Origin of the sequence: Mycobacteroides sp. H001 (genome assembly GCF_001440005.1) — a bacterium.
GTDB lineage: Bacteria > Actinomycetota > Actinomycetes > Mycobacteriales > Mycobacteriaceae > Mycobacterium > Mycobacterium gwanakae.
Genome location: NZ_LJYH01000024.1, coordinates 298,457 through 311,456 on the forward strand (window position 1 = coordinate 298,457; position 13,000 = coordinate 311,456).

Annotated in this window: 14 protein-coding genes; 12 read left to right on the top strand and 2 right to left on the bottom strand. The window is 63.1% G+C overall.

The features are described from left to right. The first annotated feature begins 41 nt into the window (after positions 1-41). Complete coding sequence (locus AOT83_RS07780) at positions 42-776, top strand: hypothetical protein (protein ID WP_057965552.1); 735 nt, start codon at positions 42-44, stop codon at positions 774-776. Between the two features lie 11 nt (positions 777-787). Then, positions 788-1,267, top strand: coding sequence for a DUF456 domain-containing protein (locus tag AOT83_RS07785; RefSeq protein WP_057965551.1), 480 nt, complete (start codon positions 788-790; stop codon positions 1,265-1,267). 8 nt (positions 1,268-1,275) lie between these two features. On the opposite strand, the gene AOT83_RS07790 is transcribed toward AOT83_RS07785, so the two are convergent. After that, on the bottom strand, positions 1,276-2,106 hold the full coding sequence (locus tag AOT83_RS07790) for a tyrosine-protein phosphatase (protein WP_030097428.1): 831 nt from the start codon (positions 2,104-2,106) through the stop codon (positions 1,276-1,278). Further along, a complete protein-coding gene (locus tag AOT83_RS07795) occupies positions 2,103-3,371 on the bottom strand; it encodes a nucleoside permease (protein WP_057965550.1) in 1,269 nt (422 codons plus the stop codon). Before AOT83_RS07795 ends, AOT83_RS07790 begins: the two co-directional genes overlap by 4 nt. A gap of 103 nt (positions 3,372-3,474) precedes the next feature. Here AOT83_RS07795 and AOT83_RS07800 point away from each other — a divergent pair, with 103 nt between their 5' ends. From AOT83_RS07800 to AOT83_RS07845, 10 genes are all read left to right on the top strand, one after another. Then, on the top strand, positions 3,475-4,566 hold the full coding sequence (locus AOT83_RS07800) for a phosphotransferase family protein (protein WP_030097426.1): 1,092 nt from the start codon (positions 3,475-3,477) through the stop codon (positions 4,564-4,566). A gap of 39 nt (positions 4,567-4,605) precedes the next feature. Further along, positions 4,606-5,364, top strand: coding sequence for a crotonase/enoyl-CoA hydratase family protein (locus AOT83_RS07805; RefSeq protein ID WP_057965549.1), 759 nt, complete (start codon positions 4,606-4,608; stop codon positions 5,362-5,364). 156 nt (positions 5,365-5,520) lie between these two features. Then, complete coding sequence (locus AOT83_RS07810) at positions 5,521-6,453, top strand: class I SAM-dependent methyltransferase (protein WP_057965548.1); 933 nt, start codon at positions 5,521-5,523, stop codon at positions 6,451-6,453. A gap of 2 nt (positions 6,454-6,455) precedes the next feature. Next, positions 6,456-7,343: an SAM-dependent methyltransferase gene (locus tag AOT83_RS07815; protein WP_057965547.1), complete on the top strand. Its 888-nt coding sequence runs from the start codon at positions 6,456-6,458 to the stop codon at positions 7,341-7,343. Between the two features lie 9 nt (positions 7,344-7,352). Then, entirely contained in the window at positions 7,353-8,279 is a 927-nt protein-coding gene (locus AOT83_RS07820; RefSeq protein ID WP_030097422.1) for a class I SAM-dependent methyltransferase, read from the top strand. A gap of 10 nt (positions 8,280-8,289) precedes the next feature. Continuing rightward, on the top strand, positions 8,290-9,216 hold the full coding sequence (locus tag AOT83_RS07825; protein ID WP_057965546.1) for a class I SAM-dependent methyltransferase: 927 nt from the start codon (positions 8,290-8,292) through the stop codon (positions 9,214-9,216). A gap of 78 nt (positions 9,217-9,294) precedes the next feature. Continuing rightward, a complete protein-coding gene (locus tag AOT83_RS07830) occupies positions 9,295-9,591 on the top strand; it encodes a hypothetical protein (protein WP_057965545.1) in 297 nt (98 codons plus the stop codon). Between the two features lie 12 nt (positions 9,592-9,603). Then, positions 9,604-11,184 carry a hypothetical protein gene (locus tag AOT83_RS07835; protein WP_057965544.1) on the top strand — a complete coding sequence of 527 codons (1,581 nt, stop codon included), beginning with the start codon at positions 9,604-9,606 and terminating at the stop codon, positions 11,182-11,184. Then, a complete protein-coding gene (locus AOT83_RS07840; protein WP_057965543.1) occupies positions 11,181-11,855 on the top strand; it encodes a hypothetical protein in 675 nt (224 codons plus the stop codon). The genes AOT83_RS07835 and AOT83_RS07840 overlap by 4 nt, the downstream gene beginning before the upstream one ends. A gap of 41 nt (positions 11,856-11,896) precedes the next feature. Beyond that, the gene (locus AOT83_RS07845) at positions 11,897-12,922 is read left to right on the top strand and encodes a glutathione S-transferase C-terminal domain-containing protein (RefSeq protein WP_057965542.1); all 1,026 of its coding nucleotides are present in this window, start codon (positions 11,897-11,899) and stop codon (positions 12,920-12,922) included. The last annotated feature ends 78 nt before the right edge of the window (positions 12,923-13,000 follow it).

A 13,000-nucleotide genomic window follows, 5' to 3' on the forward strand; every position in this document is an offset into this window, starting at 1 on the left:
GTTCGGACCGGTACCAAGCAACACGCGCAAGGAGCACAACCATGGCAGATGACGTTGCCGGCAAGGACGCCAAGAACGCGGATGAGTCTGCGGTGACCTCGGATGCGGAGAAGGTCGAATCCTCGGCGGACAAGGCAACGGAAGCTGCAGCAGAAGAGGTCGCTGACCTCGATGCGGACGCATCTGAGAAAGACTCCACGGATTCGAAGGACGCCGAGGGCTCGAAGGATTCCAAGGACGTCGATGACGAGGACATCAGCCTCGAACCCGACGAAGAGGAACAGAGCCCGAAGCGGTTCGGGGCCCGCCACTGGGCCTTGACCGCGGCCGCATTGGTGGTCATTGCGATCGCCGCCGGGACTGCCATCATCGGGCGGCTCTACGAAGAGCAGCGCATCGAGGAGCGGTCGTCTCGTGAGGCACTGGCCGCGGCACAGGAATTCGCCAACGTCATGATCAACGTGGACAGCGCCAAACTCGATGAGAGTTCCAGCAAGACGCTGGACAGGTCTACCGGTGACTTCAAGCAGAAGTACTCCGAGTCCAGCACCACGCTGCGCCAGGTCATGATCGAGAACAAGGCCAAGGCAACGGGTGTTGTGGTCGATTCGGCGGTGAAGTCGGCGACGCCCGACAAGGTCGAGGTGCTCATGTTCATCGATCAGGCAGTGTCCAATGTGGCGGTTCCGGATGCGCGCATGGACCGTAGCCGCGTTCAGATAACCATGGAGAAGGTCGACGGACGCTGGCTTGCCAGCGATGTCGAACTGACTTAGCCGCCCCTCTAATGAGTGTCGGTGGGCTGCTACTCGTCGCCCTGGGGATAGCCATCGGGATGGTCGGCATCGTGGTGCCGATGGTTCCCGGAACCACGTTGGTGGTGCTCTCCATCGGGGCGTGGGCCCTCGTCGAATCGACCGCCAAAGCCTGGGTGGTCCTTGGCATTGTGGTGGCACTGGCCGTCGTGACCACGGTGGTGAAATACGTATGGCCCGCTGCGCGCATGCGCGAGGCAGGAGTGCCGACGCTGAGCCTGGTGCTGGGCGGCGTCGTGGCGATCATCGGGTTCTTTGTCATCCCGGTGGTTGGGTTGGTGATCGGCTTCGTGCTCGGTATCTACCTCGCGGAATTCCTGCGCCGCAGCAGCCAGAAGCAGGCGTGGGCCGCGACCGTCACGGCTGTGAAGGCGGTCGCCACCTCGATCGGTATCGAGATGGTGGGCGCGATGGTATCGGCAGGCATCTGGCTGGGTGCCGTACTGCTCTGAATCGTCTTCTAGGTCAGTGCTTTCCGCAGTGCTGCAAGGCCATCGCCGTCGATTCCGGCAGCAGTGACCATCGCTTCGGGTGACCCGAAAAGCTTTGCGATTTCGCTGAATCCGGTGTCGAGGTATTCCTCGCGAACGCCGAGCACCTCATCGGAGAGCATCGCGGCCATGGTCTGCGCCAGCTCTGGTTCGGCGGCAGCCATCTGTGCCGAGATATGAGCCCGCATCGCGCCGATCGCCGCATTGCTGCGCAGGTAGTCCGCGGCGATATCGGCATAGTCGATGCCTACCGTGTGCAGCAACACCCCGATCAGAAGACCGGTACGGTCCTTGCCCGCCGCGCAGTGCACCAAAGCTGTTGCACCGCTGGCGAGTTGGCTGGCAACTGCCTTGAGGGCGACGAGCGTGCCGGGGAGTTCGACGAACCGGCGGTACTCGGCCAGCATGAACTCCACTTGGGATGCCGGATCCGGGCCACGGCCCGAAGTCATGCTCGTGATCATCATCTGCCGGTAGGCGATTTCATGCGGAGCGCGCTCCTCCCCGGCAGCCGGGGTGGCGAAGGGAACCTCGTGTACCCGGATTGCGTCGTCCACCCGGTCAGAACCGGTGCGTGCAATCTCGGTGGGGCTGCGCAGGTCATACAGATCAGTGATGCCGAGAGTGCGCAGTGTCTGGGCGCCCGCCGCGGTCAGACCGCTCAGTTCAGAAGACCGAAACAGCACTCCAGGTCTGAGGGTGACGGGTGAATCCGCGCCGCCGACATCCCGGAAGTTCCAGATGCCCTCCACAGGGCTGTCTGCGGGGGAGGCGGTCGATTCAGCATTGGAGATCGTCACACCCCCACGGTAGCGGGCGCGTTTTTGACGGCGTTCTCGCCCGGTTTGTGGCGGAACAGCAGGAAGAACGCGATCGTGACCACCAACGAGTACGCGGCGAAGCTCAACCAGATGCCATGCCAGTCCTTGCTCTGATCCGGATAGGTGAAGAAGTACTCGATGACGGCTCCACTAATGAGACTGCCCAGCATGGCGCCGACCCCATTGGTCATCAACATGAACAGACCCTGCGCGCTCGCCCGGATCGCGGGGTCGCACTGGTCCTCGACGAACAGCTGGCCTGAGACATTGAAGAAGTCGAAGGCCATGCCGTAGACGATGCAGGACAACACGATCATCCAGAGCCCGGCGCCGGGATTGCCATAGGCGAACAGCCCGAAGCGCAATGTCCAAGCGGTCATGCTCATGAGCATGACCCCCTTGATTCCAAAGTGGCGCAAGAAAAATGGGATGGCCAGGATGAACAGCGTCTCGGAGATCTGTGAGATGGACATGATGATCGCTGGATGCTCGACGGTGAAGAGGCCCTTGTACTCGTCGATGGTGGCGAAGTCGTGCAGGAACGTGTCGCCATAGGCATTGGTGAGTTGCAGCGCCCCGCCGAGCAGCATCGCGAAGACGAAGAAGACGGCCATATTGCGGTGACGGAACAGGGTGAAGGCAGTGAGGCCGAATCTGTCGGCGAATGTGGTGCTGCGCGTGCGGTCCAGCTTCGGGGGACAGCTAGGTAGCGTGAACGCGTAGAGCCCCAGGAGCAGCGCCGCCGTTCCGGCGACGTAGAACTGGCCGGCCGAGGTTTCCAGCTTCAGCAGGCTCACCGTATGTAATGCGGCGATGAATCCGACGGTGCCCCACACGCGGATCGGCGGGAAGCTGACGACGGTGTCCTTGCCGGCATCCTTGAGGGCGTTGAAGGCAACGGTGATGGCCAGGGACAGCGACGGCATGTAACACAGCATGTTGAGCAGCAGAACCCAGAAGAAGACCGTGGGGCTGTTCACCTGGGGGAGGCTGAACAGCGCTGCAGCTCCGCCCAGATGCAAGATCCCGTAGAGCTTTTCGGCGTTCACCCATTTGTCGGCAATCACCCCCATGATCGGCGGCGTCAGGATCGCGGCAATACCCATGGTGGAGAAGACCGCCCCGAAGTGCGCTCCCGACCAGTGCTTCGCGTTGAACCAGTACGCCCCGAGCGTCAACAGCCAGGCTCCCCACACGAAGAACTGCAGGAAGTTCATGACGATGAGGCGGGTAGAGAGGTTCATTGGACACCAATAGTGGGGGACATCGGCCCAGTTGGCAGCGCGAACCGCTAAGGAATGTCCCGGCCCCTCACTGATCGTTTGTGCCGTCAGGTAAACATGACCCATGCACAAGGACGTGTCCGCTTCACCCGAAGGCCCCGCCGGCGACGTGTCGCTGGACGCCGATGCCATTCCCGCGAGCCTGCTGGCGTACCTCAACCGCGAGCTGGGGGAGGAGGTCAGCGTCCGGAGGCTCTCGGCCGGACATTCGAATCTGACCTATGTGGTCACGGGAAGCTCTGGTGTGCAGTGGATTATGCGGCGCCCACCGTTTGGACGGCTGCAGGCCGGTGCGCACGACGTGATGCGTGAGTACCGGGTGCTCGACGCGCTCAGCGCGGCCCAGGTGCGGGTTCCGCGCGTGACGCTGGCCAGCACCGATGCGGAGATCTTCGGCGCCCCGTTCTATTTGATGGAGCGTCAGGAAGGAGAGGTGATCAGGGACGTCTCGCCGGAGTGGTTCGTCGGCACGGCGCGCCGGGAGCTGGTGCTCGATCTGGCGGTCGCATTGGCCGAGATTCACAATGCGGACCCGATGCGGTTGGTGGAGGCCAAGTTGGGTCGTGAATCAGGTTACTTAGCACGACAATTGAAGACATGGGGTGGGCAATGGGAGTCCATCAAGGAGCTGCCCACCGGCCGTGATCTGGAGGATCACACGGCCATTACCGCGTGGCTCACCCAGAACTATCCGGGAGACCGCCCCGCGGCCGTCGTGCACGGCGACTACAAGCTGGACAACGTGCTGGTCGACGCGGCCACGGCGCGGATTACCGCGGTGCTGGATTGGGAGATGGCGACCGTCGGCGATCCACTGGCGGACCTGGGTTATCTGCTGTACATGACCCCCGAGCCGGGAGGGGAGGTCGCCATGTCGGAGCTCACTGGTTCGGTGACCGCGCAAGAGGGTTGCCCCTCGCACGTCGAGATCGCCGAGGCCTACCGTGGAGCCCGAACTGGCGACCAAAGCTATTGGACACCAGAGGATTTGATCTACTACCAGGTGCTGGGTGGGTGGAAGCTCGCCACCTTGCTGGAGGTGTCCTATCAGCGCCATCTCGCCGGAACCACCGACGACCCCTTCTTCGCCGAGCTGGACCAGGGTGTTCCGAGGCTACTTTCGGTGGCTCGCAGCCTGATTCCTGCTACTAGCTAGCATCAAGAAACAAACTCACCGACCACCTGGAGGAATGTCATGGCCGACGAAGTCCTGATCGAACAGCGTGACCGTGTCCTATTGATCACCATCAACCGTCCGGACGCGCGTAACGCGGTAAACAGGGCCGTCAGCCAGGGGCTCGCCGCAGCGGCGGATCAGCTGGACACCTCCGACGACCTGTCCGTCGCCATCATCACCGGCTCGGGTGGAAATTTTTGTGCGGGAATGGATCTCAAGGCATTCGTAAGCGGCGAGGCGGTACTGTCCGAGCGCGGCCTTGGTTTCACCAATGTGCCGCCGCGTAAGCCGATCATCGCCGCGGTGGAGGGCTTCGCCCTGGCAGGCGGCACTGAACTCGTGCTGTCCTGTGATCTGGTGGTGGCCGGCCGGAGTGCAAAGTTCGGCATCCCCGAGGTCAAACGTGGTCTGGTGGCCGGCGCCGGTGGCCTGTTGCGTCTGCCGAAGCGAATCCCGTACCAGGTAGCCATGGAGTTGGCGCTCACCGGAGACTCGTTTACCGCGGAGGATGCCGCCAGGTACGGATTCATCAACCGGCTCGTCGACGATGGTCAGGCACTGGAGGCCGCGCTGGAGTTGGCTGCCAAGATCACCGCCAATGGGCCCCTAGCTGTCGCAGCCACCAAGCGCATTGTCATCGAGTCGGCAAGCTGGGCCCCTGAGGAAGCCTTCGCCAAGCAGGGCGAGATCCTCATGCCGATCTTCGTCTCCGAGGATGCCAAGGAGGGCGCGCAGGCGTTCGCCGAGAAGCGTGCACCCGTCTGGAAGGGCAAGTAGCCCTCTCGCATCTGTCATCTCGAAAAGGATCAGTGGCGCTCCCAGTCAATCGGCGTACTGTAGTTAGTTGTGCAAACTTTTCATGGGTAAAACCCCGTGACCTGCATTTTTAGATGTACGCACACCTGACATGCGCGTTTGATGGGAGACACTGCTGTGGCCAGAACCGAAGGTGACACCTGGGACATCGTGACGAGCGTGGGCGCGACTGCGCTCATCGTCTCTGCCATGCGTGCTGTCGAGGCGCGTAAGGCAGAGCCGCTTGCGCGGGACGACTATGCGCAGCACTTTGTGGCTGCGACCAAGACTGAGGCGCCGATCTTTTCCGAGCTCCTGGAGGACCCCACTGTCGCCCAGGAGCCCGACGTGCAGCTGTTCTCGAGTTATCTGGGGGCGCGGACGAAGTACTTCGACGAGTTCTTCCTGGCTGCGGGAAATGCGGGTGTGCGCCAGGCGGTGATCCTGGCGGCGGGCCTCGACGTCCGCGGGTATCGGCTGCCCTGGGCGCCGGGCACCACGGTCTATGAGCTTGACCTTCCGAAGGTGCTCGAGTTCAAGAAACAGGTTCTCGACGAGCACGGGGTGCGGGCCACGACTACCGTCCACGATCTGCACGTCGACCTCCGCGACGATTGGCCCGAGGCGCTCACAGCGGCGGGTTTCGACGCCACCCAGCCGACGGCCTGGCTGGCCGAGGGGCTGCTTCCGTTCCTGCCCGGTACCGCGCAAGACCTGCTGTTCCAGCGCATTGTCACGCTGTCCGCGGCCGGAAGCCGTGTTGCCGTAGAGGATTTCGGTGCCCCCGGTACCCAGGCAGATCGGATGTCGAGCGCGATGGAGAACGAAGACGGCGCACTGCGCCGGATATTCAAGAGCATCGTCGAGGAGGACGCACCCCCATCGAGCCTCTGGTTCGCCGACGAGCGCGAGGATCCGGCGCAGTGGCTAACCGGGCACGGCTGGACCGTCGAGGCCACCACAGCGGGTGAACTGCTGAAGCGGTACAACCGGGCTCCGTTGGCCGGTGAGCATGAGCTGACGGATGCCATGGGGCAGAGCCGGTACTTCACCGCATCTCTGGGGGCATGACCATGGCGCGCACCGACGGAGACACCTGGGACATCGTCACGAGCGTCGGCTACACCGCGCTGGCGGTCGCGGCCGCTCGAGCACTCGACGCGAAACTGGATCCGCCACTGGCACACGACGAGTACGCCGAGAAGTTCGTTGCCGCCGCCGGCGAACCGCAATTGGCCGAAGCCGTGGCCGCTGGCGACATCAGCGGCCTCGCCGGTGCCAATGCCAGTTGGGTCGGCGTGCGGACGCGATTCTTCGACAACTTCTTTGCCGATGCGGCCGGAGCCGGGGTGCGGCAAGTGGTCATTCTGGCCGCCGGATTAGACGCCCGTGCGTACCGATTGCCCTGGCCCACGGGTACGACCGTCTTCGAGGTGGACCAACCGCGGGTTCTCGAATTCAAAGATCAAGTACTCGCCGGGGCGGAGGCTGGTCCGGCGGCCGGTCGGGTGCCGGTGGCCGTCGACCTGCGTGATGACTGGCCGAATGCGTTGGTGGGGGCCGGGTTCGATCCCGAACAGGCCACCGCATGGGCTCTGGAAGGGCTGTTGCCCTACCTGCCCGGGGTGGCACAGGACGCACTTTTCGAGAAGTTGCATGAGCTGTCGGCTCCTGGAAGCCGGATCGCGGCCGAGCTGGGTCCCTTGCCCGGGGAGATTGCACAGTTTGAGCGGGACATGCCGTCGCATGCAGATTCTCCTGGTCAGCCGAAGGTCTCCGAACTCTGGTACGACGATCCCCGGCGAGATACCACGGCGTGGCTTGCTGAAAGAGGCTGGACCGTCGCGGGAATCGACCTTGTGGAGGCGGCCGTGGGATACGGCAGGCCGTTCGGGGAAATACCCCGATCATTCGAAACACTGCTGCGTACAAAGTTTTTCACCGCTACCCGGATAAGCTGAGAGGACGCCATGACAGACGTCGAGGATAAGAACTGGTCGCGCAGCGAGGGGGATTCCTGGGACATTGTGTCCAGCGTGGGGTACACCGCGTTGGGGGTCAGTGCGCAGCGTGCCGTGGAGAGCGAGCGGCCGGACGCGCTGATCGTCGACCCGTTCGCCAAGCATTTCGTACTCGCAGCGGGAGAACCGCATTTGATTGATACGATCACCAAACGCGATGTGCCACGGGCCTCCCCGTTCGAGTATCTGCGTGGGATGGGTATGCGCAGCCGGTTCTTCGATGAATTCTTCCTGGATGCCGCCGCCTCTGGCATCCGGCAAGCCGTCATCCTTGCCGCCGGATTGGACGCACGGGCACATCGGCTGCCCTGGCCCGCCGGGGTCACGGTCTACGAGCTGGATCAGCCAGAGGTCTTGGCCTTCAAGGACCGGGTGTATGCCGAGCAGGGCGCAGCGCCGACCAGTGATCGTCGGGCGGTGGCCGTGGACCTGCGTGATGACTGGCCGGCCGCGCTCAAGGAGGCTGGATTTGATCCCAGCCAGCCCACCGCATGGTCAGCCGAAGGACTGCTGCCGTATCTGCCTGCCGTCGCGCAGGAACTGTTGTTCGAGAGGATTGTTGAGTTGTCGGCCCCCGGCAGTCGTGCCGCGATCGAGGGCCCCACGGGCGTGCTGGGCGTGAGTCAATTCGCCAAGGTCGAGCAGAAGTACCGATCCGAGAAGGACACCTTCGGCAAGATCGACATCACCGAGCTGTTCTACGACGAGGAGAAGACACCGCCCGTCGAGTGGTTCTCCACACGAGGATGGAACACGCTGGGGGTGGACATGTTTGATCTGGCAGAACGCTATGGCGTGCAGTATCCGGAAGTCCCCGAGGACATCCGGGAGCTCGCCGGTTCGATGCATTACCTGACCTGCACACTGCCTGCCTGAAAGGAACGTTATGACCAATATCGAGGACAAGGACTGGTCGCGCAGCGAGGGCGATTCCTGGGACATTGTGTCGAGCGTCGGGTTCACCGCCCTGGGAGTCGCGGCGGCTCGCGCGGTCGAGAACGCGCAGCCTGATCCCCTGGTGCGCGACGAGTACGCGGAGCATTTCGTGCGGGCCGCCGGTGAGCCGCATCTGATTGGGCTGCTGGACAATCCCGATGCCCAGGCGCTGAACCCGACGACCGCATTTCGCCAGATCGGTCTTCGTAGCAGGTTTTTCGACGAATTCTTCGTAAACGCAACCAAGTCCGGCTGCACGCAGGCAGTGATCCTCGCTGCCGGGCTGGATGTGCGGGCGCATCGGTTGCCGTGGCCGGAAGGCACCAAGGTCTTCGAGTTGGATCAGCCCAAGGTGCTGGAGTTCAAGGACCGTGTGCTGGCCGAACAGGGCGCCACCCCCACGAGTGACCGGCGTGAGGTCATCGTGGACCTCCGCGACGATTGGCCTGCCGCTCTACTCGCCGCAGGCTTCGACCCTGAGGCCCCGACGGCGTGGTCGGCGGAGGGCCTGATCGTCTACCTGCCATCTGCGGCACAGGATCTGCTGTTCGAGCGGGTTGTCGCGCTCTCGGCGCCGGGCAGCCAGGTCGCCGTGGAAGCCACGCGCGGACGGCCCGATATCGCCAAGTGGGGTGAGGTCCAGAAGAAGTACGCCGACGATAGCCATCCCATGTCGAAGGTGGACATCAGTTCGTTGTTCTACGACGAAGAGCGGGCTGACGTCGCAGAGTGGTTCGCCGCGCGCGGGTGGACGGTGCACGGCGCGCACGCGCTGGAACTGGCCGCGGCTTACGGAATCGACATTCCGGATCTGCCGCAGGACGTCGTCGAACTCATCGAGCAGGGCAACTACCTCACCGCTGCCCTGCCGCGCTAAGTGGTCTATCCCCAAGGGGTGGTTGGGCCACCGGTTCCGGGCTAACATGCGGAAGGGGCATGTCTGGAGGGGGAGCCCATGAAGATCGACCCGGTAGCTACGGAGAAATGCGCGGCACAACTCGACGCAACGGATACCCACGTCGAGTTCGCGAAGGGAAAGTTGCGTGCCACGGAGGGCAAGGACCTCGGTGACCTGAGCGATGCCATGAACGCCGCGCGGAGCCGGGTATCCGGCGCGCTCAGCACGGTTACCGCTGTGCAAAAAGAGATCTCGCAGAACATCCGGTCGTGCACCAAGGCGCTTGTCGAGATGGATCAGCGCAATGCGGGCAATCTCAGCGACACCGGAATCAAGTTTCCGGTGCTCAGCTAGGGCCGGTGCGCGATGACGCTGGGTGACACGCAAAAACAGCTGGAGCAGGTAATCGCCGACCTGCGACAGATCGGCGAGATCACCGTGAGCACGGTCTGGCCGATAGCGCGCAAGGTCGTCAGTGCTGTCCGGAAGGTCATCGCGGTGGCCACCGAGCCACCTCCTCCGGACCCGGCGACCGTGCGCGAGGTAGCCGCTCGCTGGCGGGAAATGGCGCCCGCTATGGGGGAATGGCACGCCAACGATGTTCAGCAGGCTCAGAACACGATCCCCGAAACGGTGTGGGGGCGCACGCCGGGTGATCCGTACGGTGAGACGACCGGGGATAAGGCGCGCACCAGCATCGCGAACTTCAAGACACGATCCACGACGATCGGTCCGGCCGCTACCGGGGTGGCAGCCTCGCTCGACACGTTTGGCGGGTCGATGGAGAAGGCGCGGGAACGGTGGCATAACGCATTCGCCTCGCTCAAGGACGACGTCGACTGGGGCAACATCCCCAAGGCGCCGTGGGACGCCATCCCATATGTCCGGAAGCTTGTGGGCGATGTCGTGCACGGTGTCGAAGAACTCGCCGGCGCGTATGGGGACGCCGACAAGGCGGTGAACACCGCGAAGGGTGAGCTCGGGAAAGCGGTGGAGGGCATCACGCTGCCCGACCACACCTCCGTAGCGGCAGGTGCGATCGGTTCGGTCAACAATTGGTCCGGCGTCAAGGACGATCCGGATGGTCATAAGGACGGAACTGGTTTGCGGCCGGGCGTGCAGGAGCGTGCAGATGCCAACCTGGCGGCGATGAGCCCCGAGGATCGCGCCAAGGCGCAAGCGATGCTCGACAACGCGAAGGATGAGGCCCGACGGAACTGGATCATCTCCGCCCTCGCGCGGGGCGGGGATATTAATACGCTGCAACGCTTCTCGGACAAGTTGGCGCTCATGGACGATCAACAGGTGCGTGAGCTTGACCCGGTGGAGTACGCGAAGAATCATCCGGGCGTCCTGACGCAACCCGATGGCACCACCTGCGGGTCTTCCTCGCTTGTTGTCGCCAAGATGATCAACGATCCGGTGTACGCGATGAAGATGCTCACGGGATATGACGCGACCGGGTCCGAACCGCCACAATCTGGACAATCGATAACCAGCGCGGAGGTCACATCCAAGTTCGCGGATGAAGCCAAGAAGATGCACGATTCGACGAACAACGCGATCGTCCCGGGTTGGGGCACGACCTGGCCCGAGTCGTTGGGGACGCCCCCGGGAGGCGCCGCGGATGAGATGGGCAAGCCCGGCGGTCCTGGTGTCCCGGGCAGCGCGTATCGATTCGAGGTGGCTAATCCGCTGGGCCCGTCTGGGGACTATCAGGCGATCACAGCGGCCGTCCAGTCCGGTCAGTCAGTTCCGCTGTTCGTCGGCAGCGGAGTGAACGGGCACATCGTCTTGGTGACAGGAATGCAGGGCGACTCACTGGAAATCTACGAGCCCTCTTCTGGACAGAAGATGACAATCCCGAAGGATGATTTCGTCAACAATCGAATATCGTTCGGTGGCGAAACGCGCTATCGGCCCTGGGGTGAGGTGATCCCGAAGTGAAGGTCCTACGACTTTCACCGGCGCTGTTGCTGGTTTTCGTCTTGGCCGCGTCGTGTCCTAAGCATCCCGAGACTTTCGAGCCGAACAGTGTTGACTCGGCGCGATCTGCCCGGCTGACGGCGGATGCCTGGCTTGCTCCCGCCAAGGCGTACCACGCCTCGTACAACGGGCTGAACAACGTCTCACGTGAGTCGGTGGTCAGGACTGCGTCTTTCACACACGGCGATCCATTGGACGTTGTCACCCGAGAGACACGGAAGGCCCTGCAGAACGGATGGGTACTGACCTATGCCCACTGCGGCTCTGTGGCGAGGCCCATGTCGTCGGCAAGCGCACCCCAGACCCTGTCGGGTGTTGAAGTAAATCTCGAGAAGTCGCCGGCCGACCCCGAAAATGCCGCCATGGCACAGCTGACGGCCTACCGTGTGGAGCCCGACCCGGACGGGCAGGGAACGGTCAACATGGAGGTCAACGCTTTCGCCCAGTATCACTCGGATAGGGGTTGGCCGAACCTGCCGGGCGTCGCGATGGACACCACGTGCCTGGTGATACCTGGTGCGCCCAGTGCAGGCTCCAATACGACGTCGGCATTTCCATCGGGAATCGTCCAAGGCATCAAGGGTGGCCATCCGCTGAACGAGAAGGGCGAACCTGACGGATCGGCCGGCTGAAGGACGTTGCCTCGAATGCTGACGGTGCCAGACTGGAGTGTGTGAGCCAGAACCCGGAGAACACCAAGTACGTCGAGCCCGGTGAGTTCAAGCGGGATACCAACTACATCAATACACGGATCACGGCAGACGGCCGCGACGGCTATCCGGTAGAGCCTGGGAGGTACCGGCTCGTCGCCGCGCGTGCCTGTCCCTGGGCGAACCGGACGCTCATCGTCCGTCGCCTCCTCGGATTGGAAGACGTTTTATCTCTCGGGCTTTGCGGCCCCACGCACGACAAGCGCAGCTGGACTTTCGATCTGGATCCGGGCGGTGTCGATCCCGTCCTGGGTATCCACTTCCTGCGCGATGCCTATCTCAAGCGGTATCCGGACTATCCCCGCGGCATCACCGTGCCCGCCATCGTGGAAGAGGCCACCGGCGAGGTCGTGACCAACGACTACGCGCAGATGACGCTGGACTTCTCCACCGAATGGGTTGAGTACCACCGCCCGGGTGCGCCACAGCTGTATCCCGAGGCGCTGCGCACAGAAATCGACGAGGTGAACCGCCGCGTCTACACAGAGGTCAACAACGGCGTCTATCGCTGCGGTTTCGCCGGAGGCCAGGACGCCTACGACGCCGCTTACGATCGCCTGTTCACCGCACTCGATTGGTTGTCGGAAAGGCTTGCCGGGCAGAGATATTTGGTGGGGGACACCATCACCGAGGCGGACGTGCGGCTGTTCACCACGTTGGCCCGGTTCGATCCGGTGTACCACGGGCATTTCAAGTGCAATCGCCAGAAGCTGAGCGAGATGCCGGTGCTGTGGGCGTACACGCGGGATCTGTACCAAACACCGGGCTTCGGTGACACCGTCGATTTCGGGCAGATCAAGGAGCACTACTACGTGGTGCACACCGATATCAACCCCACTCGGATTGTCCCGAAGGGGCCGGATCTGAGTGGCTGGCTTACCCCGCATGGACGCGAGACACTGGGGGGCAGACCGTTCGGGGATGGCACCCCGCCGGGGCAGCCGAGAGAGTCGGAACGCGTGCCAGATCACGGTCCTTGCCCTGGTTAACGACCTTTGCAGGATTTACAAAAACGGAAGACTTGTTAACAAGCATGCCTTTCCTTAGTATCCGTCGGCATGCTGCAC

Excerpts from the sequence above, each read along its gene's own strand:
- AOT83_RS07780 (WP_057965552.1), top strand. The coding sequence starts at position 42 with ATGGCAGATGACGTTGCCGGCAAGGACGCCAAGAACGCGGATGAGTCT.
- AOT83_RS07785 (WP_057965551.1), top strand. The coding sequence starts at position 788 with ATGAGTGTCGGTGGGCTGCTACTCGTCGCCCTGGGGATAGCCATCGGG.
- AOT83_RS07795 (WP_057965550.1), bottom strand. The coding sequence starts at position 3,371 with ATGAACCTCTCTACCCGCCTCATCGTCATGAACTTCCTGCAGTTCTTC.
- AOT83_RS07800 (WP_030097426.1), top strand. The coding sequence starts at position 3,475 with ATGCACAAGGACGTGTCCGCTTCACCCGAAGGCCCCGCCGGCGACGTG.
- AOT83_RS07805 (WP_057965549.1), top strand. The coding sequence starts at position 4,606 with ATGGCCGACGAAGTCCTGATCGAACAGCGTGACCGTGTCCTATTGATC.
- AOT83_RS07815 (WP_057965547.1), top strand. The coding sequence starts at position 6,456 with ATGGCGCGCACCGACGGAGACACCTGGGACATCGTCACGAGCGTCGGC.
- AOT83_RS07820 (WP_030097422.1), top strand. The coding sequence starts at position 7,353 with ATGACAGACGTCGAGGATAAGAACTGGTCGCGCAGCGAGGGGGATTCC.
- AOT83_RS07825 (WP_057965546.1), top strand. The coding sequence starts at position 8,290 with ATGACCAATATCGAGGACAAGGACTGGTCGCGCAGCGAGGGCGATTCC.
- AOT83_RS07830 (WP_057965545.1), top strand. The coding sequence starts at position 9,295 with ATGAAGATCGACCCGGTAGCTACGGAGAAATGCGCGGCACAACTCGAC.
- AOT83_RS07835 (WP_057965544.1), top strand. The coding sequence starts at position 9,604 with ATGACGCTGGGTGACACGCAAAAACAGCTGGAGCAGGTAATCGCCGAC.